Here is a 24,563-nt window from a genome sequence, read left to right as displayed (position 1 = left end):
GCCTTTACAGCAATGTAGAGGCTTTTTTGTTTTTAAACATCGATTGTGTATGGAGGATACCGGTAGGGTGTAGTTAAAATTAATAAATGAAGAGTAGAAAAAGAAGACAAGGGCAGAGTAAAATAGGTAAAAAAAGTAAATCTTATGAAGTGCTAAGGTTTGCAATTGCCCTGGTTTTATTTTGGATTTACATTGTAACTGAAGAGAAAACAATAGGGTATCCGAACTATTTGTTTAATTCGCTTTTCTGGATAATATTGGTTGTTATTGTTGTAAGAAATTTACAGATAACCATCAATGATTTTAAAGATTTACGAGATAAGATTGATAAAGCAATTTTTACTTTTTTATATATATTCAAAATTTTAATTATTTCTTTCTTTTTAAGTGGAATCGTTTTAATTCCTTTTAATTTGTATAATAGGTATTATTCGAAAAGAAATGCAATAGAACTTATTAAATGTGAAATAACAGGATTGTCTGATTATTCGAAAAATAGTTGTTTTTATTATAGCTATAAAGGCGAAGTGTCTATTATTTATGCTCATCGAAAAATAATGTCCGATATTTATATTAATAAAAGTTATCAGGATTATTTATTCGTGGCTAAAGCTAGAAAAGGATTATTAGATACTTATTTAATAGAGAGCTGGGACATTGTTCATAAGTGATCTTCTGCCGACGGAACGTCGCGTTCATGAACATGACTTGAATGACGTTCAATAATGTCAGATAAGGAAGGAAATTATCTCCAAATAACAATATTCAAAATCCTACAGGTTTTTAAAACCTGTCCGGTTTATTTGTTTATAAGTAGAGAAAATGTATTGGTTCATTTCGGGGGCTGCTATCAAAAAAAGAGTAAACAGTGAGTTAATTTGTAAGAAAAAGAATATTTTTGTTGAATAAAACAACAACAAATTACTTTTCACTGGTAGTACACATTACTGTATATGTTTTTTACCTGTTGTTGGTTATAAAACTTAATTATTATCTTTGAATTATGAGCACACTAACAAAACCAAATCACATAGGGCGAAAGATCAGCCGTATTCGTGAACTTCGTGATATGAAACAGGAAGCATTGGCGCAGGCTTTAGGCACAAGCCAGCAGGCGGTTTCGAACATTGAAAACAGTGAAACACTTGATGATGACAAGCTTTTGGCAGTAGCCAATGCCTTAGGAGTTACTGTTGAAGCAATTAAAAATTTTTCAGATGAAGCTATGATCAGTTATTTTAATACTTTTAATGATAGTCCAAATAATAATTTTGGAAATCACCATTGTGCTTTTAATCCTCTTGATAAAGTAGTAGAGCTTTATGAGCGTTTGCTTCAGGCCGAAAAAGAAAAAGTAGAATACTTAGAAAAAGCGCAAAAAGGGAAATAACCTTTGATCGATTTAGATGAGACCGTTTCATATAGTGAAGCGGTTTTTTTATGCCTTGTTTTTCAGAGATTCCGAGAATTAGTTTAATTTTTCCTTACCCTTTCCAAAAGTATAAGTATATCCAACGTAAGGAAAATATTTAAACATTCTGACCTGTTCTAAATTAAAGGTGCCATTACTTAAGCTGGTTTCAATGATAAACGGTGGAGATTGTCCTACGAGATTGTTAACTCCAAAATACAATCTGGATTGGTTGCCGGATTTCGTTTTCTTTGTTTTTGAGACGCCAACATCGACATTGTAATTTCTCGGTAAACGGTAGTTGTTAGGTCTTGATATTTCATTGCTTTGGTTTGGATCTACTGGGTACGAGTCTTTTTTATTGCTATAGGAAAAAGAATCTGGTGCCGAGATTAAAACACCGGAACTATAATTGAACATAGTGGATAGGACCCAGGATTGATTAATATTCCAAATGACAGCTCCTTTTATTTGATGGGTTATATCGTTTGGAGAATTAAACGTCTGACCATTATTTATTGTGGGGAATCGCAATGTCGATTTGCTTAGGGTATACGCGGCCTGTACATCAAACTTTTTGAACTGCCTGGAAAATTCAAGTTCCAAGCCTCTTGAATTGCCAAAACCGATTAGTGGGGATTGTGTTTTGTCCTGATCTGAAACATCATAAAGGGGTGGATACATTAAAATATTGGATACTTTTTTTTCGTAAAACTGTAGTCGGATATATCCTTTGTTTAAAGTTTTTTCATAGCCTGCTTCATAGATAAAAGCCTTTTCCGGAGGTAACTGATCTGTACTTGGCATGCGTAAATCTGAAGGTAAGGCATAGGTATTCTGGGTAATTTGATGATAGAATTGCTCCATTATGGCATAGGAGGCAAAAAGACTATTAGAAGTGTTGTATTTATAAACCAAACTGGTACGGGGCTGAAAAGAATTATAAACCTTGTTTTTAGTTAAAAAAGTGGCATAATGAAGACCCGCTTTTATTCGAACTTTATCGGACAGCGTTATATCGTTGTCCCAATAGGTTTTGAAGTGTAATGACTTTATCAATTGATCACGGTCAATAGTGTTATTAGAAAAATTAGTCATATTTATTCGTAAGCCTATCGCGCTATTTAGGAAGGACGACCAGTGATAATTCAGGTTGTTTTCTATACCTATATCTGTAATGCGAAACTTTCTGGTTCCATCCTCATCTGCATTGGCAAACTGATTATTGTAGTTGCTTAGCAGTAGAACCGAATTCTGAAACAGTCTGGGGCTGTACACCCTGTTCCAGCGCAAAGAAAGTGTCTTGTTGGTCCAGGTAAGCTGAGGTGCTTCGGAAGAAAAGAAATTTACACGAATAAGATCTCCGCCGGTATAGGCGCCAAGGTACAATCGATTGGAGGAATTAATAAAATAGTTAATTTTAAAATAGGCGTCATACATCCGGTATTTAAAATTAATATCCTGATCAAAAATCGCTTTGGTCAAAGCATCAATCCAGCTTCTTCTTGCGCTGATCATAAAGGACATCTTGTCTTTTATGATAGGTCCTTCAATCATCGCAGAACCCGTTAGTAAACCAATATTAGCAGCCCCGTGGTAGGACTGCATGTCGCCATCTTTTGTTTTAACATCTATGACCGACGATAGCCTTCCTTCGTAACGAGCCGGAAAGCCGCCTTTGTAAAAACTTATTTGTTTGATGGCCTGCGAATCGAAAATAGATAACAAACTCGTAAAATGATTGTAATTGTAAATAGGAACACCATCTAATAAAACCAGATTCTGATCGCTTGAGCCTCCTCTTACATTTAAAGAAGTGCCGTAGGTGCCCGGTTTTAAGGTAAGAAGTTTTAACGGATCTGATTGCCCCATTAGAAGGGGAAGGGCGTTAACGTGCTGCGTATCGATTATGCTGGAAATCTCATTTAAAGGTTTTTTGGATGACTTAACCTCAACCGGAGCAAGGGATAGTCCCATGGTAAGATTGAAGTTTTTTTTAATGGTTTTGTTTACCAGTATCGTATCTGTTTGTGAAGTAAAACCGGTATAACTCGCATTTATGATGTACTTGTTTTTGGGTAATGTTAGTGTATAGTAGCCATAATCATTGCAATTAACAGCAATGTTTGTGTTTAAAACCCGTACGGTAGCGTAGGGTAGCGCTTCTTTACTATCGCCTGCATAAACAAAACCACTAATAGTAAATGGGGCAGGAGCCCGCAAAACGGTGTAAATAATTATTTTATCATCTCTCTCCAGAAATTTTACTGATTCTGAAGCAAAAAGAAGATTTAGCAGTGTCCCTAATTCATAAGTTCCTTTGTCGATCTTTATCTTTTTACTAAGATTGAGTTTATTATTGCTTAGGGATAAATTTGCGCCTTGTGTTATAATGGTGGAAATATAAGCTCCGATACTATCATTTTCTATTTGAATAGTGATCTTTTTTTTCAGCAAGCTTGTTTTTTGTGCTTGTACAGATCCGGCACAAAAGAAAAGTACAGAATAGCATGTAATGATTAACCAGTGATTTATGAAAGAATTACTTTTCACAGGATATGTTTTTCACCCAAACAGTATTGCCTTTTTGGGTATAACTAAGCCCAAACAATAAACGGAATTCTTCCAATATTTCTTTTATGGATTCGTTCTTGAAATTTGTAGTGACAGTACAGGAATCAGAGATTTTTCCGTCCACCTGTATTTTAATATGATAGCAATTTTCAATATCCTCAAAGGCTTTTTGAAGCGGAGTATTTTCGAAAGAAAGAGACTTTGTTTTCCAGGAGAGTAAGTTTTTGTCGGCTGTGTCACTTTTAATTAATCTGTTGGAGGTATAATGAGCTGCCTGTTTTTTCTCCAAAACCACTGTTTGGTTAGTAGGAGTGGCGGTAACCTTAACTTTTCCTGTAATCACTGCTACCGATTTCTCCTTTTCTGTTGTTGTTACAACAAAAGAGGTTCCTAAAACTTTTACGGCTAGTGTGCTCGTATTTACAGAAAAAGGCTTGCTCTCGTCGTGTTTTACTTCAAAAAAAGCTTCCCCATTTAAGCTGACAGTACGGTTGTTCCATAGGAATCTTCTATAAGTAATACTTGAGTTATCATTCAGCGTAACTAAAGAACCATCACTCAATTCGATACTTTTTACCTGTCCGTTAGCGGTTTGAACGGTTATCTCGGCATTTGCATACAAGAAAGCGAACGTGCTTATTAAAATAAAAACGGCTGCAACGGCTGTTGCGTATAGGTATTTTTTGTACAACTGAAATACGGTTGGCTTCGTGGATGATAAATTTGGAGCTATACGGTTCCAGGCATTAGCGGTTTCAAATAACTGAGGAGAGTCTAATGGCTGACTTTCTGCAAAAAAAATCTTAAGCGAGATATATTCATCAGGATTGTTTTTTATCCAATTCAGTAATACAGCTTCTTCCTCAGGTGTAGTTTCTCCTGAAAAATGCTTTGCTAATAATACATTGATATCTTGGTTGTCCATGGTTATACCTCTTTTAAATAAAACACAAATTCTTTTAAAACCCCCACTATATAATAACTAAAATACCATATTTTAAAGAAAAGAATTAAGTTGGGATGCTGTTTGACAAACTCCCGTATATGTCGGATGGCTTTGCCCATCTGATTTTCTACTGTTTTTATGGATATTTCTAATTTCTCTGCAATTTGTTTATAGCTTAATTTTTCAATACGACTCAGTTTGAAAATTTCAAGACATTTTGGTGAAATTCCATTAAATGCATCTTCTATAAGCTGGTTCGTATCTGGTAAGGGTTTCGTTTCGGGAATTTCTTCGGCAATATCGGTAGACATTTCGTCAATGTCAAGCATATAGATTTTTTTTCTCAAAATGGATATACACCGGTTCTTAACAGCTATATACAGGTAATATTTGAGGCTCTTTTCAGAAAGTAAATCCTTGCGGGTTTCCCATATTTTAATCATCAGTTCCTGTACTACATCTTCGCTTTCGTCCCTGTCCTGAAGATATTTATAAGCATGATTGCATAAGGGCTGATAAAGCTCGCTGAACAATTGTTTAAAATGCTTTAGGTCCTCATTCATATCATAAAAAAGTAGTGGTATTTTAAAATTTTATTGCAGCGTATAGGGGTATTTTAATTTTTAGCGTATTAGTAATAAGGCAGTATAAGATATTCTTGCCACAAATTTAAATTTATTAACTATAAAGTAATTAAAACAGATGAAAAAGTCGATTATTGTATGCGCAATTTTTTTAACATTCGGTACAACCGTAGTAAAAGCACAAGAAATCAGTAAGCATGAAATAAATCTAACCTATAGCGATGGTATACCAGTGTCCTTTGCAGATGGTTTTTCAAATGCATTATCTTCTGCAATTTTGGGGCAAAAATTAAATTCTGAGACGACCTCTTCCGGAAATTTTGGTTTGGGATATCGATATCAGATCACTGAACGAATAAGAGTAGGTGGTGATGTCGCTTTTCAACAGGAACAAACCAAACAAAGCGACAAAAATTACAAACCTATTGCTACGAGAACCAATCGCTATTTTATGGCAATGCCAACAATATCGTTTAGTTACATAAAAACAGAGTGGTTGGATTTTTACGGTTCCGCTGCTGCAGGTGTTATTGTGGACAACTATACCAATGCAGAAACGGGAAAAGCAGCCGTTAAAGATAATACTACTGATTTTGCTTTTCAGGTTAATCCTGCAGGCCTTCGCGTAGGTAAAAAATTTGGGGGATTTGTGGAAGCAGGATTTGGATATAGAGGAATTATTAGTGCCGGTCTCAATTATAAATTTTAAACAGTTGTTTATTAGAAAAAAGCAAATGGCATAAGCTGTTCATAGATGGCTAAGTATTAAAACTACTTAGCCATTTACTTTTACAAAAAGATCAGTTGTCTAAGAAAACAACTACCCGTGTTTTATTTATAGGAATAGATGTCTTTTTATTCAAGGAAATAACAAATTGCTTTTTTGTGTTTTTACATCACATCGCTTTTTTTTAAATTATGCAATCCTTTTATTGCGATGAAAGGAGTTTAGATTTGTAAAAACAGAAATGGGAATTTTATATTAGAAGTGGTATTTTGCTGCTACAGATAGATTTCTACCCGATGCATTGATACCCGATGCAAAAACGCGGTACTGTAGGTCTAAAATATTTTCAATTCCGGCATAAACCGACAGATTCTTATTGACATTAAAGGTTGTTTTAAAATTGATGGTTTGCCATGCCGGCGTACCTCCTTTAGGAGCATATTTTTGGTTGTCCTCACCATTTGAAGAATAATCACTAATATCTTTCTTGCCATTAAACAATGTATAGAAATCCAGAAGCATTATTTTATTTTCATATTTCAATCCTGCTTTTCCGTAGATTGGAGCGATATGATCTAATGGAGTATTCCCCGCACGATCCATTATTTCTCCTTTGGTAAACGTTACCATACCATAAATTCTCAGTGGTTTTGTGATAACCATTTTCAGGGTGGAAGAAAAACCGCCTACATAAGCATTTCCTTTGTTTTGCATGGCAAACACCTCGCTTTGCACTCCTTCGTAAAGGACAGAATTTTGTCCATTATACAAAAAATGATCGGTAACAATGGCATCAAAAAGGCGGGTACAATAAACCGTATTGTCAAACTGAATTCTCTTTCCCTGCCCAAATGCTACAGTAAAATCGGTTGTTACTGATTTTTCAGGAGCAATATTCGGATTGGGTACAATCAAGGTTCCAGGCACTGATTCGAAAAGTTTTCCTAAATCATCCACATTTGGAACTCTGTAACCCGAAGCCAAATTGAAAACCAATTTAGTACTCTTAATATTCTTTGCAATTCCGACAGTACCGCTATAAGTGAAGTTATGCTGCTCGATCATGTCATAAGGAAGTTTGAAAAATGAATTATCGGCAATAGTGCTTTTTAAGGAAGAGTAACCTGTACGAATGCCCAAATTATAGAAAGTAGTTTCGTTTATTTTTTCATTATAAGTTGCAAAAACATCTGCTCTAAAGGTATGATTTATGCCGTTTGGGTAACGAGTGTCTGTTGGAGACACCATGCCAGTGATGCGGTTTGAACTGTTAGCAGTCGAATTGAGATTATCATAAAAAAATTCGGTTCCGTAAAGAAAATCACCCTTGTCTAGTTTCTTTCTGAAATCTGCGTTAAAAGCAAATACATTTACTTTTTCGACCTGACTTTTAGTTTTGTTATCGTTAAATTTTCTGGAGATTCTGCTTTCTTCAATGTTTTGATAACTCACTCCAAGATTCATATCACTTTCGAACAAGGCCTTTTGTTTCGAAAATTTATAAGCCGAAAGAAATCTTTTTTGTGGGCCATAATTCCAAACAGCATATTTCAGCCCCGAACCTGATGGATCGGTAAGACGGTCATATCTTGGCACATCTGAAGAAGACGAATATTGTAGATTTAAGCTGTGCTGCGTATATTCATCCTGTCGAAAAAATATCTTTTGCATGGCATTGTATTGCTTATATCCGGAAAACTTCTGTATGAGCGGATTCTTGTTCTGTACCAAATAGTCTACATTGTTTGAAGTTTCAACATATTGAGGACGCTCGCCAAAAGATTCATTCTTTCCTTTAGGATTACTTCCCATTCTCAAATCGCCGTAATCATTATACGAGAAAGAGGATAGAGAGCTCCATCTTTTACCTGCAAAATTAAGATCAAAATACTGTGTTGATCCCTTATTGGCACTGTTGTATCTTACCATTGCATTTCCTGAAAACACTTTGTTATCCGTTTGGGACAGAAACATGGGGTTTTTGGTTCTCATATTGATGGCACCACCCAACGCATCGCTCCCAAAAATAGTTGATGAAGGTCCAAAAAGAACATCAATCTGTTCCAACGAGTTTTCATCAACCGTAATTATATTCTGTAAGTGTCCGGCTCTGTAAATAAGGTTGTTCATTCTAATTCCATCTATCAGAAGCAGGATCTTATTGGCTTCAAAACCTCTTAATACGGGACTTCCTCCTCCTTGTTGCGATTTCTGAACAGCTACTGTACCTGTGTTGGTTAGTAAATCGGCAGTGTTTTGGTTTTTTTGAAACTCTATCTCCTTTTGCGAAATGTGTTTAATATCCTGCGTCGACTTGGAGTAACGTTCTGTAATGATATGTATTTCTTTTAATTTTTTCGGCTCTGTAGTGTCGGCAATTTGTTGTGAGTAAGCTGTAATAACACCAAAGAATGCTATTAAAAAGGGGGCTTTTTTCATGTAATAATAAATTAGTTTAAAATTTTCTCTCGAATAGAAAAGTTGTTGATATTCTATTATAAAGCGTTAGGATTACACAACTCCTAAAATCTATGAATGGTAATTATTGTTTTCTGTGTAACATAAAAGGATAGTAAAAAACATTATTTCTTTTTCTTATATATAGAAGGCTTTTCTATGATAATTATTTTTTCACTATATATTCTTTCATCTAAGTGAATGCGTACAATGTAAGTTCCTGAAGATAATCCCTGAATGTTTACCTCTTTCTCAAACATAGCATTGTCGATACTCTCACTTTTTTGTTCTCTCACGAGCCTGCCGTTTACATCCATTATGCTATAGTAAAAACTCTTTCCGGTACAATCCATAAATTTGATATTGAAATGTGTGGTGCATGGATTTGGATATAAGATGTATTTAGGTTTAACAACAGGAGGATTCTCAATTGCCAGATTTTCACAAATCCCCATCTTAGACCAAGTGGATTGATCTTGATCAGGTCGTTTGTTTTTGTTAATTGCCAAAGCCCTGTAGATAATGTTTTGATAGATTACCTGATCTCCAATTAAATAATCTGTTGAAGTATTCCATGCCATACTTCTGCAATTTTTGCTCACTATATTTAAATTTGCAAAGGTGTATTCGGTACCGTTTTTGAGAACGGCGGTTGCTGTGAAATAGTGGTCTCCCGGACTTATGTTAGTTAGAACAGCTAAATAAGGATATTTGTTGATTGTAGAAATTATTTCCCCATTGTCTTTAATGATAATGTATGATAATACAGCATCAGGATCAGTAACATTGAAAGTGAATAAAAGATCCTTCCCATTAGCTACCGCCTGATTATTTTCGGAAGAAGAAATCATACTGATAATTGGGTTGGTTTTTACAACAATAATTACAGGAGCCGAGCTGGTCACATTTCCGGTATTGTCTGTAGCTTTTGCTGTTATCTGATAAGTTCCTGCAGGCACTTTTTCCCAATTGTATGTATAGGGACTGCTTGTTGAAGTCGATAGTAAGGTTGCTCCGTTATAGAATTCTACTTTAGAAATTGTTCCGTCAGAATCGGCTGCTGCGGCATTGATTGTAATACTTGCAGGAGCAATGAATATAGTAGTATTTACGGGAGCTGTAATGCTTACTGTCGGAGCCTGATTATTAGCAACAACTATGTTGACGACAGAAGATGTTGCTGTTGCATTTCTATTATCATATGATTTTGCTGTTATCTGATAAGTTCCCGCTGGTACCTTTTCCCAATTGTATCTATACGGACTGGTTGTTGAAGTCGATAGTAAGGTTGCTCCGTTATAGAATTCTACTTTAGAAATTGTTCCGTCAGAATCGGTTGCTACAGCATCGATTGTAATACTTGCAGGAGTAATGAATGTAGTATTGTTAAAGGGAGCAATAATATTTACTGTCGGAGCTTGATTATTATTAACGACTAGGTTTACCACGGCTGATGTTGCTGTTGCATTTGTATTATCATATGATTTTACTGTTATGGCATAAGCTCCCGCAGGCACATTTTTCCAATTGTATGTATAAGGACTGGTTGTTGAAGTCGATAATAAAGTTGTTTCATTATAGAATTCTACTTTAGAAATTGTACCATCAGAATCGGCTGCTACAGCGTCGATTGTAATACTTGCAGGGGCAGTAAATACAGTATTATTAGCGGGAGCAGTAATGGCTGCCGAAGGTGATTGATTGACTGGTGTATTTACTGTAATTGCAATTGCAGAAGAAATGGTAACATCGCCGTCATTATCGTAAGCTTTGGCCGTTAACGTGTACGTTCCGGCAGCTACGTTTTTCCAATTGAAAGTATACGGACTTGTATTAACTGTTCCTAATAGTGTAGTACCATTAAAGAATTCTACTTTATTTATGCTTCCGTCGGTATCTTTAGCTGTGGCGGATATGTCGAAAGTGACAGGAGCAACATAAATGGCATTGTCAGCCGGAGTGGTAATGCGTACTGTAGGGGGGTGGTTCACTCTGACTGAAACTATTGAAGAGGTAGTAACAGCTCCATGATTATCGTAAGCTTTGGCAGTTAAGGTGTACGTTCCGGTAGTTAAGTTTTTGCAATTGAAAGTATACGGACTTGCATTAACGATTCCTAACAGTGTAGAGCCATTGTAGAATTCTACTTTGTCTATGCTTCCATCGGTATCGTTAGCTGTGGCTGATATATCGAAAGTGGCTGGAGCAGTATAAATAGTATTGTCGGTCGGAGTGGTAATGTTTACTGTTGGTAGTTGGTTCACTTTGACTGAAACTTCTGAAGAAGAGGTAGCAATTCCATTATTATCGTAAGCTTTGGCAGTTAAGGTGTACTTTCCGGCAGCTACACTGTTCCACTTGAAAGTATACGGACTTGCATTAACGGTTCCTAACAGGGTAGTTCCATTGTAGAATTCGACTTTGTCTATTTTTCCGTCGGTATCGTTAGCTGTGGCTGAAATATCGAAAGAGGCTGGAGCATTATAAATGGCATTGTCGGCCGGACTGGTAATGCGCACTGTTGGAGCAATATTATTGATGACAGTAAAATTCACAGGAGCAGAAGAAATAACCATTCCGCTATAGTCGTAAGCCTTTGCTATCAGATTGTAAGTTCCGCCACTTACTCCTGCCCAGTTATAATTGTACGGGCTGTTAGTGGATGTACCGATTAAAGAGACCCCGATATAAAATTCCACTTTACTTACAGAACCATCTACGTTGGCAGCAATATTAATGGTGGCCGGAGCAACATAAGTAGCAGCATTAGCCGGAGCAGTAATGCTTATTTTTGGTGCATTGTCTAACCTGCAAAATTCAATTTCCGCTACATCACAATAACCATTGGCCGGAGATAAATATCTCACATATCTGAAAGCAGTACCATTGGAAATCGCAACCTCATTCCATGTCAGAATTGGAGTAGAGGGAATGGTGTACAGATCCACTACTCCACTACTAAAATCAGCGACATTGCTCCCCTGGAATTTTCCTCCTCTCATTCTGTTTTCATAAGATTTCCTTGGATAGAAACGTATTGTTTTAACCACTTTTGCTGTTCCGAAATCTAATCCGGTATATCCTGAACTGGCTGAACTAGCACTAAAATTTGTATTTGTATCTCCGTCAAATGCTTTATCATATTCATAACCTGCTACCCAGGGAGAAGTCCCAAAAGAGCTGCTTGAAAAAGAAGAACAGGCGGAAGTAACGGTAGCGGTTATAGGTGAAGAGTCAGTAATCCCGCCATGATTATCATACGCCTTAGCGGTGAGCGTGTAAGCTCCTGTAGGTGCATCTGTCCAACTGTAACGGTATGGACTGGTTGTTGAAATTCCTAACAAAGTGATGCCGTTATAAAACTCAACTTTACTGATAGTGCCATCAGAGTCAGAGGCTGTTGCATAAATGTTAATGTTCGCAGGATTTGTAAAGACCGCATAATCGTCAGGTGAAATAATGGAAACTGTTGGGTTTTGATTTCCTACTGTGACGGTAATATCAGAGGAAACGGATGTAGTATTTGTATTATCATAAGCTTTTGCATAAAGTTGATAAGTACCGGCGGGAACTCCCGTCCAGTTAAACGAATAAGGACTTGATGTAGCAGTACCCAGCAAAGTGGCACCCTGATAAAATTCGACTTTACTAATTGATCCATCTGTATCAGAGGCAGCTGCTGTGAGCGTTATATTCGCAGGACTAGCAGCATAAAGTTCATTATTGAGTGGTGCTGTAAGGTTTACTGTTGGATGCTCATTAAAAGCACAGAACTCAATCTCCGCAACATCACAATAACCATTGGCCGGAGATAAATACCTGTAATACCTGTAGGCAGTGCTGTTGGGTATACTAACGTCCTGCCAGGCATAATTTGGCTGGATTGGGATGGTGTACAGATCCACGAAACCAGCGGAAGTAGAGGTATTGGAACCCTGAAATTTTCCACCTTTCATCCTTATTGCTTGTGACGTTCTTGGATAATATCTGACATTGGTAACCACTTTTGCTGTTCCAAGATCTAATCCGGTATAACCTGAACTGGCTGATGAAGCATCAAAAACGGTATTTATATCTCCGTCAAATGCTTTATCATATGTAGAATAGGTGTAATAGGGAGCAGTGCCAAAGGGAGTTCCTGTGACTTTATTACAAACAAAAGTTACCATAACCGTTACTAAGGCAGAGCTTTTCTTGTTTCCCAGATTATCATAAGCTACAGCAGTCAGATCATATTTTCCGGACAATACTCCATTCCAGGAATAAGTATATGGGGAGGAGGTGCTTGTACCTAGTAACGTAGTTCCATTATAGAATTCTACTTTACTAATATTTCCTGAACTTACAGAAGCGGTTGCAGTGAGATTGATAGTAGCGGGACTGCTAAATGTTGTATTGTTGACTGGCGCAGTCATAGCTACCATAATGTTACTTGGGGGAGGGACCAAATCACTTTGCCATACCCCTCTTCCATAATAATAAACATTCAAAGCACCTTTAGAAATACCGTCATTATAGATATCCATATCTCTTATATTGCAGATTATAGGAAGGCCTGAAGAGTAATTTACCCAGGAGGGTTTAGTATTGTCCTTATAATAAACGCCCATAGCATAAGAAGCATATATAGCTTCATTCGTACTTTGATGATCAGCAACCACCTTTAGCACGCTTGCTGCAGGAAATCCTTTTGTAATTGTCCATGTTGTTCCTTTATCTGCAGAGCGATAAATAGTATTTCCAAGCCCTAAGTATAGAATATCTGAATTAGGTATGGGAGCGACGGAGCCTTTAGTTGATGTAGCAGGAAGTGTTGTCTGAACAAATGCAGCATCAGTCCTCGCATTGTCTGATCTGTATAATGCAGGAGAATCTGTAAATGCATATAAACGATCTGCATTACCAGGATCTACCTGGAGGTCTTTTATGTTACCGGACGGTACGGTGTAAATAAGTGTCCAGGAAGGAGAAGCTGAAGTTAGATTAGTGCAACGATAAATTTTTCCGGCATTAGCGTGGTAAGCAATATCTGCATTTTCAGGAGTGAAGATAAATTTCCCGCCCGAAGGAGTTTCTGGCAGATTCAAACTTGAACCAGAACCCGAAGGATAAGAACGTCTCCCTCCGTCTGATTCAGAGTAAAAATTACCGGAATAATCAAACCACATATACGAACTATAGTCACCACCTCTGTCATTATAAAAGACACCATTATTATAGTAAAATCCGCCATTATCCTGTGTTCCTATGTATTGTAGATTTCTATTCGCTTGGCCAATGGCACCATGATAAATTTCGGTGGCTGCTATACCGTCAGACTTTGGAGTCCATGGGCCTGTTCCGTTAGCTGTATTGCTCCAAACTCCACCATCGTTGGCATTCCAAAGCTGACCGCTAACATAAGGATCAAATAAAATGTGATGTTGGTCGGTATGAAGGTCGTATACCCAGGATGGTTGTTGCTTTACCCATGTAACACCCGCATCTGTAGAACGCCATATCGCATGAGCACATACATAAAGCTCATTTGAATTAGCAGGATTGACTTCAATATCAAAATTATAATCTCCCTGGCCACCCGCGGATGCCGAATATCCGGCAAGATACTCTGTAGTTGAACGCATGCTCGTAAAGGTATTTCCCCCATCTGTTGATCTGTAAATTTCTACTATAGTATTAGCGCCAATATTAGCAACATAAACAATATTCGGATCGACTTGAGAAACGGATACTCTTGTTCCGCTAGCTCCGAATACAAAGGCTGGAGAAGTGATTTCGGTCCAGCTGTCTCCGGCATCAAGAGAACGATAGAGATGTTTAGGATCCGTTGCATAAATTATCTGACCATTTGTGCCTGGTTTGAAACAGATATCCTCAACTTCAATATTAGGAACAGATTTTAAGGTCCAATTGGCACCTGCGTCTGTCGATTTATAGATGCCGTTATTGGTAGCTGCAATGATCGTATTGTTATCCGTAGGAAGAAAAAGCATGTGTATAACCAATCGATTACCCATGCCGGTATTTGATACCGCCCAGGTGGCTCCTCCATTGATCGTTTTATACACGCCTAAACCATTATAGGAATAATTTGCATCACCTGTCCCCCAATACATCACCTGATCGTTGGTAGGATCTACGGCGATGGAAGCAGATTGTGCTTTAACAACCTGATCGGTTCCTATTGATTTCCAGTTAAGACCTTTGTCATTACTCTGATACAATCCCCCTGAAGCACTGACAGCATACATTTTGTTAGGATCTGTGGCGTGAAATTTAATTTGACTACAACGTCCAATACCGTGTACCTGACCAATGGTTTTCTGTGGAAAGGGTATAGGTCCAATATTTTTCCAATTAGGAGTGGGAGTTTGAGCATTGGTAAGGTTAAAGAAAAGAAAGCATACAAGTAATACTGGAATAGGTAGATTTGTTCGCATAGATTATTTTTAAGATTATCGGGGATTTATTGCTTCGTTTCTTGTCTCCTTTGCAATTCTTGTCGGGCCATCTCCTGAATTTCATCCTCAGACATTATTCTTCCGTCAGATTTAATCAAACCTTCACTTTGGATTCTCCAAAATTTAAATCTCTTAAAATCTTCGACATACTGAAGCGATTCCTTTTTTAGTGCTCTGTTGCTTTTAAAGAGTCTGGAGATGAAGGATCTTTCTTTTAATTCTTCCAGTGCTTCTTCTTCTCCTTCCATCAATTCTAACGGATTGGGTTTCCCTTTCCAGAATTCCTCAAAAGCAACACTAGTTTCATTGAAGTTCGCATTAGGGTTCTTCATCATTTCTTTCCATTTTGGACTTTTACGAAATTCTTTCCGTTTTTCCTTTCCAATTTGTGATTGTGCAATCGACAGTTGCAGAAAGAACAATAATGGAAGCAGTATAATGGTAGTTTTCCTCATTTTATAATAGAATTAAGGTTAATTGTCTGTTTTTAAAAGAGATATGCAGGTAAAAATGTAAATGAACTTTTTTTTCTTTTTTCTTTGTGTATGAATCTTTTTAAATAAAAAGAAAGCTCGCTATAAAAAGACATAAGTTCAGTTGTCGGACTTGAGTTACTTTTCTTTAAATCAGGTGTTTTTGTTTTCTGACAACAACTGATTTGTTCCCTGATTTAGAAATCAAAGAAAACTTGGTTTAAAACTTACTTTGATTAGAAGTAGGCTCCATTTTTTGTTTGATATTAGGACAAAAGTATAGCTATAGTCTTGCTTTTAACAGGCTATTGTAACAACTGTAATTTGTGTGTAATGATTGGTTATTTGTGATTAATATCTGGTTTTTTTGAACGCAAGACAGTTGGGAGTGTTTTAGATGGGGTGGTTTTGCGAAATAACAATCTAATGAGCTAACAGATAGGAGTATACGTAAATAGCAGTGTGCGGTTAATAGTTTAAGGTTTATTCTTACGGTAAAATGGGTAGATTATTTTTGTTTTGCTTTTTTTGTTTTAAACCTTGTGTTTTTGTAAAAATCTTATACATTTGTCGCACAATTTGCTGTAAGCCCCCTTCTTTATGAGAATTGTAGTAGATAAAAATATGCTTAACAACCTACCTTGCTGTTTTTCAGCGTGTTAAAATTATGAAGACAATAAAGACCGTTTTTTTCACAGTTTGCCTGACTTTACTATCTGGGTTTAGTGCTTTGGCACAAGTGACACCACCAGCACCAGGCCCCGTAGTACCACCAGATGATCCATATGATCCGGACATAGTGCCCATAGATAATCATTTAGTGTTTTTGGCAATAGTGGCAGTTGTTCTAGGAATTGCAATTATATATCGAAATAAAATTAAAAAAGCTTCAGTGTAAACTGAAGCTTTTTTAATGAGTAGATTTTACGAATTATTTGTTTGTCGCATAAAGTCTTGAGATGTATTTTCCAACAACATCAAATTCAAGGTTTATTTTAGTTCCAACTTTGAAGTTTTTGAAATTAGTATTTTCAAAAGTGTAAGGAATAATCGAAACGCTAAATTCGTTTGTTTTTGAGTTTACAACCGTTAGGCTTACTCCGTTTACCGTAATAGAACCTTTTTCAATGGTAATATTGCTGAGGTTTTTGTCGTATTCAAAAGTATAATTCCAGCTTCCGTGTGCTTCTTCGATTTTAATACAGGTCCCGGTTTGGTCTACATGCCCCTGTACGATATGTCCGTCAAGACGGTCGCCAAGTTTCATTCCTCTTTCCAGATTTACAATATCGCCTTCCTTCCAGTCGCCAATATTGGTTTTTAAAATGGTCTCGTCGATAGCGGTTACTGTGTAAAGTGAATCTTTTATTGCTACAACCGTCAGGCAGATTCCGTTATGAGAAACACTTTGGTCTATTTTTAATTCATTAGTGATTGTGGAGTCAACTGTGATGTGAAGATTGTTTTGATCTTTTCTTATTTCGTGAATCCTTCCTAGGGTTTCTATAATTCCTGTGAACATTTTGGTTTTATTTTACTAAATTTGCACATCAAAATTAGTAATAAATAATCTGAGCTCATGAATAAAAAAGCAGAAAATATAATTGTTGGGATTTCAGTTGGAGATTTAAACGGTATTGGAAGCGAAGTTATATTAAAAACATTCGAAGATTCTCGTATGTTGGAGATGTGTACGCCAGTTATTTTTGCAAACGCCAAAATACTTTCTTTTGTTAAAAAGAGCTTTACCTCTACAGTTCAGTTTCACGGTGTAGATAAATTAGAGCAGGTTTTGCCTGGAAAAGTCAATGTTTTTAATCTTTGGAAAGAAGGGGTCGATATCAACTTCGGTAAAAATGATGAGAAAATTGGCGAATACGCAATTAAATCATTTGTTGCGGCTACCAAAGCGCTAAAAGAAGGTTTGGTAGATGTTCTGGTAACGGCGCCAATAAACAAATACAACATTCAATCGGAAGATTTTAAATTTCCGGGACATACTGATTATCTGGACAAAGAATTAGAGGGGAACGCTTTAATGATGATGGTTCAGGATAATTTGCGAGTAGGTTTGCTTACCGATCATGTACCGTTGAATGAGGTTTCTTCCCATTTGACAGAAGAGCTAATCATTAGAAAGATTGAAACGATCAGAAAATCACTGGTTCAGGATTTTAGTATTGTTAAGCCAAAAATTGCCGTTTTAGGATTGAATCCGCATAGTGGTGATGGAGGTGTGATTGGGAAAGAAGAAGATTTAATTTTGAAGCCAGCTTTGAAAAAGATCTTTGAAAAAGGGACTATGGTTTTTGGGCCATTTTCGGCAGATGGTTTTTTTGGAAGTGGTCAGTATGAAAAATACGATGCTATTGTAGCTACTTATCACGATCAGGGATTGATTCCGTTTAAAACCTTGTCGTTTGGTAAAGGAGTGAATTATACGGCTGGTTTGAATAAGGTTAGAACCTCACCGGATCATGGTACGGCTTATGATATTGCCGGAAAAGACATGGCAGATTTTAACTCATTTAAGGAGGCGGTTTATCTTGCAATAGATATTTTTCGCTCGCGTAATCAGTATGAGGAGATTACTGAAAAACCACTCAAAATAAAAGAAAAACAGTTATAAACAAAAAAAGGTGAATAAGATTATTAGTTTTATAATAATTTTATATCTTTGCACCCCAATTCAGGTATCTGAGTTTTAGATACGGATTGGACAAATTGATGTTGAAATGAGCAAAATAAAAGAATTTTTAATTCCTTTCGTAGGATTAAAACTAGGAAAACACCATTTTGAGTATCAAATAAGTAACACGTTCTTTGCGAACTTTGATTACGACGAATTTCAAAGTTCGGACATCAAAGTAGGTTTAGTTTTAGATAAGAAAAGCAACATGTTAGAGTTGGAATTCAAACACAAAGGAACTGTAAATGTACCTTGTGATCTGACAAGCGAAGATTTTGATTTGCCTTTAAAAGGTAAAATGAAATTAATTGTTCGTTTTGGAGAAGAATTCAATAACGATAATGAAGAGCTTTTAATCTTACCGCATGGAGAACATGAAATTGATGTAGCACAGTACATTTATGAAATGATTGCACTGTCGGTACCTCTAAAACGAGTTCATCCAGGAGTGAAAGACGGCAGTTTGCAAACTGACGCTTTAAAAAAACTGAATGAGCTAACGGTTAAAGAAGAGAAAAAAGAGAGTAAACAAGAAGAAGATATTGACCCGCGTTGGGACAAATTAAAGAAACTATTAACGGATAAATAATATAGTAAAATGGCACATCCTAAGAGAAAAATCTCGAAAACAAGAAGAGATAAGAGAAGAACACATTATAAAGCTACTGTAGCTCAAATCGCTACATGTCCTATTACTGGAGAAGCACATTTATACCACAGAGCTTACTGGCATGAAGGTAAAATGTACTACAGAGGGCAAGTTGTTATCGATAAATCTGTAGCGGTTGCTTAATACGTTTTTGTAAATGATACTGGAACTCTCACATAGTGAGAGTTTTTTTTGTTGGTTATACTTTTCTTTTTTTAAGAAAATAACTGCAAATTAATTTCGTTTTTTTTTGTAATTTTCAAGTCTTTTAAAAATTTTTCAGATACGCTGTATTTGAAACGAAATAATTGAATATAATGAATACAATCACAGCCGCAATTACCGCTGTTGGAGCTTACGTTCCAGACTTTGTACTTTCGAACAAAGTTTTGGAAACGATGGTCGATACCAATGACGAATGGATTACTACTCGTACCGGAATTAAAGAAAGAAGGATTTTAAAAGATGCTGATAAAGGAACATCGTTTCTTGCTATAAAAGCAGCACAGGATTTAATAGCAAAAGCTAATATTGATCCGTTAGAGATTGATCTGATTATAATGGCAACAGCTACAGCAGATATGCCGGTAGCCTCTACTGGAGTTTTTGTTGCGACAGAAATTGGAGCTACCAATGCATTTGCTTACGATTTGCAGGCGGCATGTTCAAGTTTCTTATACGGAATGTCTACCGCTGCAGCTTATGTGCAGTCAGGAAGATATAAAAAAGTACTATTAATTGGTGCCGATAAAATGTCATCAATTGTAGATTATACAGACAGAGCAACTTGTATCATTTTTGGTGACGGAGCGGGAGCCGTTTTATTCGAACCCAATTATGAAGGCTTAGGCTTACAAGATGAATACTTACGAAGCGACGGTGTAGGACGCGATTTTCTTAAAATTTCTGCAGGAGGTTCTTTAACTCCAACTACAGCGGAGACCGTACAAAACAAACAACACAATATTATTCAGGACGGAAAAACCGTTTTTAAATACGCTGTAACCAATATGGCTGATGCCAGCGAATTGATTTTGCAAAGAAACAATCTTACGAATCAGGATGTGAATTGGTTAGTGCCACATCAGGCAAACAGACGTATCATCGATGCTACTGCAAACAGAATGAATCTTGAGGATTCAAAAGTATTGGTGAATATTGAAAAATATGGTAACACCACTTCAGCTACGTTACCATTAGTATTAAGCGACTTTGAACATTTGCTTAAAAAAGGAGATAATATTATTTTTGCCGCTTTTGGTGGAGGATTCACTTGGGGATCTATTTACCTAAAATGGGCATACGATAAAAAATAAATCAAAACTAAAAACGAATCATTATGGATTTAAAAGAAATTCAAAACCTAATCAAATTTGTAGCAAATTCGGGTGTTGCAGAAGTAAAGTTGGAAATGGATGATGTGAAAATCACGATCAGAACAACTTTAGAAGGAAATGTAACTGAAACTACTTATGTACAGCAATTACCTGCTCAGGCAGCATTGCCACAAGCAGTTGCTCCTCAACAAACAGCTCCGGTAGTTGTAAATGTAAGTGCTGAGGCGCCTGCTGCTGTTGAAGATTCTAAATTCATTACTATTAAATCTCCAATTATTGGAACTTTTTACAGAAAACCATCTCCAGACAAACCAGTATTTACTGAAGTTGGAAGCACTATCGCAAAAGGTGATGTTCTTTGTGTAATTGAAGCAATGAAATTATTCAACGAAATCGAATCGGAAGTTTCAGGTAAAATTGTAAAAATTCTTGTTGACGATATGTCTCCTGTAGAATTTGACCAACCTTTATTCTTAGTTGATCCATCATAAATAAATTTAGATTTTAGATTTTAGATTTTAGATTGATCTGACAGAATTAATACAGACATCTAAAATTATCTAATGATCAAATTGTCTAATTATCTAATTAAAATAAGATGTTTAAAAAAATATTAATTGCAAATAGAGGAGAAATTGCACTTCGTGTAATTCGTACATGTAAAGAAATGGGAATCAAAACTGTAGCAGTTTACTCTACAGCCGATGCTGAAAGTTTACATGTTAAGTTTGCTGATGAAGCGGTTTGTATTGGTCCCCCTCCAAGTAACTTATCGTATTTGAAAATGTCAAATATAATTGCTGCTGCCGAAATTACTAACGCAGATGCAATACATCCAGGTTATGGATTTCTTTCTGAGAATGCTAAATTCTCAAAAATTTGTCAGGAGCACGGAATCAAATTTATTGGTGCAGCTCCTGAGATGATTGACAGAATGGGAGATAAAGCTTCTGCAAAAGCGACAATGAAAGCGGCAGGAGTTCCATGTGTACCAGGTTCTGACGGATTATTAGAATCTTTCGAACAAACACAAAAGTTAGCTAAAGAATTTGGTTACCCGGTAATGCTTAAAGCTACTGCCGGTGGTGGTGGAAAAGGAATGCGTGCGGTATGGAAAGAAGATGAATTATTGAAAGCATGGGAAAGTGCACGTCAGGAAGCTGCCGCTGCATTTGGAAATGACGGAATGTACATGGAGAAACTTATCGAAGAGCCACGTCATATCGAAATTCAGGTTGTTGGAGATTCATACGGAAAAGCATGTCACCTTTCTGAAAGAGATTGTTCTGTACAACGTCGTCACCAGAAATTAACTGAAGAAACACCTTCACCATTCATGACTGACGAATTGCGTGCGGCAATGGGAGAAGCGGCTGTAAAAGCGGCAGAATTCATTAAGTACGAAGGAGCCGGAACAGTTGAGTTTTTGGTTGACAAACACAGAAACTTCTATTTCATGGAAATGAATACCCGTATTCAGGTGGAGCACCCGATCACTGAACAAGTAATTGATTACGATTTAATTCGTGAGCAAATTATGGTAGCGGCCGGAATTCCAATTTCAGGAAAAAACTACTTACCACAATTACACGCCATCGAATGCCGTATTAATGCTGAAGATCCTTATAACGATTTTCGTCCTTCACCAGGAAAAATTACTACGCTTCATATGCCAGGAGGGCACGGAGTACGTTTAGATACTCACGTATATTCTGGTTACAGCATCCCGCCAAACTACGATTCGATGATTGCAAAGTTAATCACAACGGCACAATCAAGAGAAGAAGCTATCAGCAAAATGCGTAGAGCTCTGGATGAATTTGTTATTGAAGGCATCAAAACTACAATACCATTCCATAGACAATTGATGGATGACCCAAGATATATTGCAGGAGATTATACTACTGCTTTTATGGATACATTTAAAATGAAACCTATAGAGGAATAGAAGTAAAGGCTGTTGATTTTTCAACAGCCTTTTTTTATGTTACCAACTGGTAAACCCGATAGGTTTTAGAACTTATCGGGTTTGTTTTTTAGTGAAGTAAACACTTTCGGTGTGTATTTTTTATACAGGTTTTGCCTGGGTTACACACTTTTTATAAATTTTAAATTTTGGCACAAATGATTTAATCCCTTTAAAAATAAGGACTTAAGTAATTGCAGGTACAACGTTTTCGTTACGGCATAATAATTTCATTATCTAAAGCGTAAACAACTATTAATAATTTAAAACGTACACATTATGAAAAATTTATTTTTATCAGCCGCAATTGTTTTAGGAGGTTTAACATCATTCGCATCAAATGCTCCAATTGCAAACACTATCGTTAAAACGGTTTCTGTTGCAGACGAATATACAGAGATCAAATTAGAAGAAATACCTGCTCCAATTACGGAAGCTTTGAAAAAAGCCTATCCAAGCGCTGTAGTTACAAAAGCGTATAAAAACGAAAAATCCGAGTACAAATTAGACGTTACAGTAGGAGAAAAGGTAGGTAATCTTTTTGCTAATGCAGACGGAACCTGGATTAAAAAATAAGGTAAAGCCGTTCTTATGTTTATACAAATTAAGAACATTAAAATAAAATTAAGAGTACTTAAATATACACACTATGAAAAATTTATTTCTATCAGCCGCAATCGTTTTGGGAGGTTTAACATCATTTGCTTCAACTTCTCCAATATCAAATACAATCGTAAAAACAGCAGTTATCCAGGACGAGTACACTGAAATTAAAGTGGAAGAAGTTCCTGCTGCTGTAATCGATGCTCTTAAAAAAGCGTATCCGGATGCAATACTTTCAAAAGCATACAAAAATGAAAAAACGGAGTACAAACTGAGCGTTACAGTAGGAGACAAAGTAGGCTCTCTTTATGCAAATGCAGATGGAACCTGGATCAAAAAATAATTAATAAGAACCATTAAAAAGGATCATTATGAAAAAGTTAATCTTATCGGCAGCTATCGTGTTAGGTAGTTTGTCTATGCAGGCAGGAAATGGAACAATGACAGGTTTATTGGTGAAAACTGTAAGTGTTCAGGATGAATATAAAGAAGTTGATGCAGTTCCGGCTGCGATCAAAACCGCATTAGACAATGCTTATCCGGGAGTAAAACTGGACAAAGCTTATGTAAATGCAAAGAAGGAGTATAAAATAGAGATAACCGTTAGAGGAGAAAAATCTACAGTTTATACAGATGCTTCCGGAAATATTCTTAAAAAATAACGATTAGTAACCCATAAAAACCATTTATTATGAAAAAGTTAATTTTATCAGCAGCGATTGTTCTTGGAGGTTTATCCGTTCAGGCAGCGACTTCGACAGTGAAAACTTCAGACATTCAAGCTGTAGTTGTTCAGGATGAATATAAAGAGATTAGTGCGGATGCAGTTCCGGCAGCAGTTAAATCAACAATCGAAAAATCTTTCCCTAACACAAAACTTGAAAAAGCGTATAAGAGTGAGAAGGATGAGTATAAATTGGAAATTTCCAGCGGAGATAAAAAATACACTGTGTTTACAGATGCTTCCGGAAATATTCTTAAAAAATAATTGCCTAATTTTATCAGCTAATAGTAATTAAAAAAAGCAAGTACTTATGAAAAAATTAATTTTATCAGCTGTCATCATTTTAGGAGGTTTAGTAACGAATGCAGAAGCGACTACATTAAAAAAATCAGTTTTGAATGTCGTTACATTTCAAGACGATTTTAAGGAAATAAAACCAGAAGCGCTTCCAGCTGAAGTTAAAGCGACTTTAGAAAAATCTTTTCCAGGTTCGAAGCTTGTAAAGGCTTATGTAAATCCGAAAAAGCAGTACAAATTAGAACTGAATTCGGGGGCTGATCAGGAGAAACATTTTGTTTTCACAAATGACAAAGGAGACATTGCCCCGAAATATTAAAAAAGAATAATATGAAAAAGTTAGCCTTATCAGTAGCAGTTGTTTTAGGAAGTTTATCCGTTTCTGCGAATACTGTTGTTTCTCAGGAGCAAATAAAAATTGCTGTTAATGTTCAGACAGAATATACAGAAGTTGCTGCAGATGCTGTACCAGCTGCTGTGAAAACGGCACTACAAACCGCTTATCCGGGTGCAAAACTTGCGAAAGCCTGGGTAAACGAAAAAAAGGAATATAAACTTGAGATATCAGTTGGGGACCAAAAGGCTACTGTTTTTTCAGATGTCAATGGCAACTGGTTGAAGATATAATTAGGTGAATTTTAGATTTATGTTTTTGGTGAAAAAGA

Annotated in this window: 23 protein-coding genes; 16 read left to right on the top strand and 7 right to left on the bottom strand. The window is 36.4% G+C overall.

All coding sequences use genetic code 11. From position 1 onward, the window contains the following. The first annotated feature begins 86 nt into the window (after positions 1-86). Both LNQ34_RS06700 and LNQ34_RS06695 read left to right on the top strand, forming a co-directional pair. Positions 87-671, top strand: coding sequence for a hypothetical protein (locus LNQ34_RS06700; protein ID WP_229999022.1), 585 nt, complete (start codon positions 87-89; stop codon positions 669-671). Positions 672-1,003: 332 nt separating this feature from the next. Continuing rightward, positions 1,004-1,390, top strand: a complete 387-nt coding sequence (locus tag LNQ34_RS06695) for a helix-turn-helix domain-containing protein (RefSeq protein ID WP_229999021.1) — start codon at positions 1,004-1,006, stop codon at positions 1,388-1,390. A gap of 78 nt (positions 1,391-1,468) precedes the next feature. Here LNQ34_RS06695 and LNQ34_RS06690 read toward each other — a convergent pair whose 3' ends face one another. The 3 genes from LNQ34_RS06690 to LNQ34_RS06680 all read right to left on the bottom strand — a co-directional run bounded on the left by LNQ34_RS06690 (position 1,469) and on the right by LNQ34_RS06680 (position 5,494). Further along, entirely contained in the window at positions 1,469-3,868 is a 2,400-nt protein-coding gene (locus LNQ34_RS06690; RefSeq protein ID WP_229999020.1) for a TonB-dependent receptor, read from the bottom strand. Positions 3,869-3,953: 85 nt separating this feature from the next. Further along, positions 3,954-4,910 (bottom strand): FecR family protein, encoded by a 957-nt coding sequence (locus LNQ34_RS06685; protein ID WP_229999019.1) that lies wholly within the window; start codon positions 4,908-4,910, stop codon positions 3,954-3,956. Between the two features lie 2 nt (positions 4,911-4,912). Next, positions 4,913-5,494 (bottom strand): RNA polymerase sigma-70 factor, encoded by a 582-nt coding sequence (locus LNQ34_RS06680; protein ID WP_229999018.1) that lies wholly within the window; start codon positions 5,492-5,494, stop codon positions 4,913-4,915. Between the two features lie 139 nt (positions 5,495-5,633). On the opposite strand from LNQ34_RS06680, the gene LNQ34_RS06675 reads away from it, so the two are divergent. Next, positions 5,634-6,224, top strand: coding sequence for a porin family protein (locus LNQ34_RS06675; RefSeq protein WP_202702315.1), 591 nt, complete (start codon positions 5,634-5,636; stop codon positions 6,222-6,224). Between the two features lie 273 nt (positions 6,225-6,497). On the opposite strand, the gene LNQ34_RS06670 is transcribed toward LNQ34_RS06675, so the two are convergent. The 3 genes from LNQ34_RS06670 to LNQ34_RS06660 all read right to left on the bottom strand — a co-directional run bounded on the left by LNQ34_RS06670 (position 6,498) and on the right by LNQ34_RS06660 (position 15,615). Continuing rightward, positions 6,498-8,681: a TonB-dependent receptor plug domain-containing protein gene (locus tag LNQ34_RS06670; protein ID WP_229999017.1), complete on the bottom strand. Its 2,184-nt coding sequence runs from the start codon at positions 8,679-8,681 to the stop codon at positions 6,498-6,500. Positions 8,682-8,824: 143 nt separating this feature from the next. Beyond that, positions 8,825-15,139, bottom strand: a complete 6,315-nt coding sequence (locus LNQ34_RS06665) for an Ig-like domain-containing protein (RefSeq protein ID WP_229999016.1) — start codon at positions 15,137-15,139, stop codon at positions 8,825-8,827. A 26-nt stretch (positions 15,140-15,165) separates the two neighbouring features. After that, a complete protein-coding gene (locus tag LNQ34_RS06660; RefSeq protein WP_229999015.1) occupies positions 15,166-15,615 on the bottom strand; it encodes a hypothetical protein in 450 nt (149 codons plus the stop codon). A 685-nt stretch (positions 15,616-16,300) separates the two neighbouring features. On the opposite strand from LNQ34_RS06660, the gene LNQ34_RS06655 reads away from it, so the two are divergent. After that, on the top strand, positions 16,301-16,531 hold the full coding sequence (locus LNQ34_RS06655; RefSeq protein WP_202702319.1) for a hypothetical protein: 231 nt from the start codon (positions 16,301-16,303) through the stop codon (positions 16,529-16,531). Positions 16,532-16,564: 33 nt separating this feature from the next. On the opposite strand, the gene LNQ34_RS06650 is transcribed toward LNQ34_RS06655, so the two are convergent. Further along, positions 16,565-17,155 (bottom strand): riboflavin synthase, encoded by a 591-nt coding sequence (locus LNQ34_RS06650; protein WP_229999014.1) that lies wholly within the window; start codon positions 17,153-17,155, stop codon positions 16,565-16,567. A 57-nt stretch (positions 17,156-17,212) separates the two neighbouring features. Here LNQ34_RS06650 and pdxA point away from each other — a divergent pair, with 57 nt between their 5' ends. From pdxA to LNQ34_RS06590, 12 genes are all read left to right on the top strand, one after another. Further along, the gene (gene pdxA, locus LNQ34_RS06645) at positions 17,213-18,262 is read left to right on the top strand and encodes a 4-hydroxythreonine-4-phosphate dehydrogenase PdxA (RefSeq protein ID WP_202702321.1); all 1,050 of its coding nucleotides are present in this window, start codon (positions 17,213-17,215) and stop codon (positions 18,260-18,262) included. Positions 18,263-18,368: 106 nt separating this feature from the next. Then, positions 18,369-18,911: a YceD family protein gene (locus LNQ34_RS06640; protein WP_229999013.1), complete on the top strand. Its 543-nt coding sequence runs from the start codon at positions 18,369-18,371 to the stop codon at positions 18,909-18,911. Between the two features lie 9 nt (positions 18,912-18,920). After that, the gene (gene rpmF / locus LNQ34_RS06635) at positions 18,921-19,115 is read left to right on the top strand and encodes a 50S ribosomal protein L32 (RefSeq protein ID WP_007137315.1); all 195 of its coding nucleotides are present in this window, start codon (positions 18,921-18,923) and stop codon (positions 19,113-19,115) included. 173 nt (positions 19,116-19,288) lie between these two features. Next, entirely contained in the window at positions 19,289-20,287 is a 999-nt protein-coding gene (locus LNQ34_RS06630; RefSeq protein ID WP_017496278.1) for a beta-ketoacyl-ACP synthase III, read from the top strand. 23 nt (positions 20,288-20,310) lie between these two features. Continuing rightward, positions 20,311-20,799: an acetyl-CoA carboxylase biotin carboxyl carrier protein gene (gene accB, locus LNQ34_RS06625; RefSeq protein WP_202702322.1), complete on the top strand. Its 489-nt coding sequence runs from the start codon at positions 20,311-20,313 to the stop codon at positions 20,797-20,799. Between the two features lie 107 nt (positions 20,800-20,906). After that, positions 20,907-22,256: an acetyl-CoA carboxylase biotin carboxylase subunit gene (gene accC / locus LNQ34_RS06620; RefSeq protein ID WP_017496276.1), complete on the top strand. Its 1,350-nt coding sequence runs from the start codon at positions 20,907-20,909 to the stop codon at positions 22,254-22,256. Positions 22,257-22,553: 297 nt separating this feature from the next. Continuing rightward, entirely contained in the window at positions 22,554-22,850 is a 297-nt protein-coding gene (locus tag LNQ34_RS06615) for a hypothetical protein (protein WP_089077200.1), read from the top strand. A 73-nt stretch (positions 22,851-22,923) separates the two neighbouring features. Continuing rightward, positions 22,924-23,220 (top strand): hypothetical protein, encoded by a 297-nt coding sequence (locus LNQ34_RS06610; RefSeq protein WP_202702323.1) that lies wholly within the window; start codon positions 22,924-22,926, stop codon positions 23,218-23,220. Between the two features lie 28 nt (positions 23,221-23,248). Beyond that, a complete protein-coding gene (locus LNQ34_RS06605; RefSeq protein ID WP_026109966.1) occupies positions 23,249-23,539 on the top strand; it encodes a hypothetical protein in 291 nt (96 codons plus the stop codon). 29 nt (positions 23,540-23,568) lie between these two features. Further along, complete coding sequence (locus LNQ34_RS06600; protein ID WP_229999012.1) at positions 23,569-23,865, top strand: PepSY-like domain-containing protein; 297 nt, start codon at positions 23,569-23,571, stop codon at positions 23,863-23,865. 46 nt (positions 23,866-23,911) lie between these two features. Then, positions 23,912-24,217: a hypothetical protein gene (locus tag LNQ34_RS06595; RefSeq protein ID WP_229999011.1), complete on the top strand. Its 306-nt coding sequence runs from the start codon at positions 23,912-23,914 to the stop codon at positions 24,215-24,217. Positions 24,218-24,228: 11 nt separating this feature from the next. Then, complete coding sequence (locus LNQ34_RS06590) at positions 24,229-24,525, top strand: hypothetical protein (protein ID WP_202702326.1); 297 nt, start codon at positions 24,229-24,231, stop codon at positions 24,523-24,525. Positions 24,526-24,563: the final 38 nt, after the last annotated feature.

The organism is Flavobacterium lipolyticum, from assembly GCF_020905335.1.
Classification (GTDB): domain Bacteria; phylum Bacteroidota; class Bacteroidia; order Flavobacteriales; family Flavobacteriaceae; genus Flavobacterium; species Flavobacterium lipolyticum.
Note: the sequence above shows the minus strand (reverse complement) of the source record. Positions and strands in the feature narration are given on the sequence as shown.

What these genes read in the sequence shown, in the direction of transcription:
- LNQ34_RS06660 (WP_229999015.1), bottom strand. Translation starts at nt 15,615, where the DNA reads ATGAGGAAAACTACCATTATACTGCTTCCATTATTGTTCTTTCTGCAA.
- accC (WP_017496276.1), top strand. Translation starts at nt 20,907, where the DNA reads ATGTTTAAAAAAATATTAATTGCAAATAGAGGAGAAATTGCACTTCGT.
- LNQ34_RS06675 (WP_202702315.1), top strand. Translation starts at nt 5,634, where the DNA reads ATGAAAAAGTCGATTATTGTATGCGCAATTTTTTTAACATTCGGTACA.
- LNQ34_RS06590 (WP_202702326.1), top strand. Translation starts at nt 24,229, where the DNA reads ATGAAAAAGTTAGCCTTATCAGTAGCAGTTGTTTTAGGAAGTTTATCC.
- LNQ34_RS06665 (WP_229999016.1), bottom strand. Translation starts at nt 15,139, where the DNA reads ATGCGAACAAATCTACCTATTCCAGTATTACTTGTATGCTTTCTTTTC.
- LNQ34_RS06680 (WP_229999018.1), bottom strand. Translation starts at nt 5,494, where the DNA reads ATGAATGAGGACCTAAAGCATTTTAAACAATTGTTCAGCGAGCTTTAT.
- LNQ34_RS06640 (WP_229999013.1), top strand. Translation starts at nt 18,369, where the DNA reads ATGAGCAAAATAAAAGAATTTTTAATTCCTTTCGTAGGATTAAAACTA.
- LNQ34_RS06630 (WP_017496278.1), top strand. Translation starts at nt 19,289, where the DNA reads ATGAATACAATCACAGCCGCAATTACCGCTGTTGGAGCTTACGTTCCA.
- rpmF (WP_007137315.1), top strand. Translation starts at nt 18,921, where the DNA reads ATGGCACATCCTAAGAGAAAAATCTCGAAAACAAGAAGAGATAAGAGA.
- LNQ34_RS06695 (WP_229999021.1), top strand. Translation starts at nt 1,004, where the DNA reads ATGAGCACACTAACAAAACCAAATCACATAGGGCGAAAGATCAGCCGT.
- pdxA (WP_202702321.1), top strand. Translation starts at nt 17,213, where the DNA reads ATGAATAAAAAAGCAGAAAATATAATTGTTGGGATTTCAGTTGGAGAT.
- LNQ34_RS06655 (WP_202702319.1), top strand. Translation starts at nt 16,301, where the DNA reads ATGAAGACAATAAAGACCGTTTTTTTCACAGTTTGCCTGACTTTACTA.
- LNQ34_RS06615 (WP_089077200.1), top strand. Translation starts at nt 22,554, where the DNA reads ATGAAAAATTTATTTTTATCAGCCGCAATTGTTTTAGGAGGTTTAACA.
- LNQ34_RS06610 (WP_202702323.1), top strand. Translation starts at nt 22,924, where the DNA reads ATGAAAAATTTATTTCTATCAGCCGCAATCGTTTTGGGAGGTTTAACA.
- LNQ34_RS06595 (WP_229999011.1), top strand. Translation starts at nt 23,912, where the DNA reads ATGAAAAAATTAATTTTATCAGCTGTCATCATTTTAGGAGGTTTAGTA.
- accB (WP_202702322.1), top strand. Translation starts at nt 20,311, where the DNA reads ATGGATTTAAAAGAAATTCAAAACCTAATCAAATTTGTAGCAAATTCG.
- LNQ34_RS06650 (WP_229999014.1), bottom strand. Translation starts at nt 17,155, where the DNA reads ATGTTCACAGGAATTATAGAAACCCTAGGAAGGATTCACGAAATAAGA.
- LNQ34_RS06670 (WP_229999017.1), bottom strand. Translation starts at nt 8,681, where the DNA reads ATGAAAAAAGCCCCCTTTTTAATAGCATTCTTTGGTGTTATTACAGCT.
- LNQ34_RS06605 (WP_026109966.1), top strand. Translation starts at nt 23,249, where the DNA reads ATGAAAAAGTTAATCTTATCGGCAGCTATCGTGTTAGGTAGTTTGTCT.
- LNQ34_RS06600 (WP_229999012.1), top strand. Translation starts at nt 23,569, where the DNA reads ATGAAAAAGTTAATTTTATCAGCAGCGATTGTTCTTGGAGGTTTATCC.
- LNQ34_RS06685 (WP_229999019.1), bottom strand. Translation starts at nt 4,910, where the DNA reads ATGGACAACCAAGATATCAATGTATTATTAGCAAAGCATTTTTCAGGA.
- LNQ34_RS06700 (WP_229999022.1), top strand. Translation starts at nt 87, where the DNA reads ATGAAGAGTAGAAAAAGAAGACAAGGGCAGAGTAAAATAGGTAAAAAA.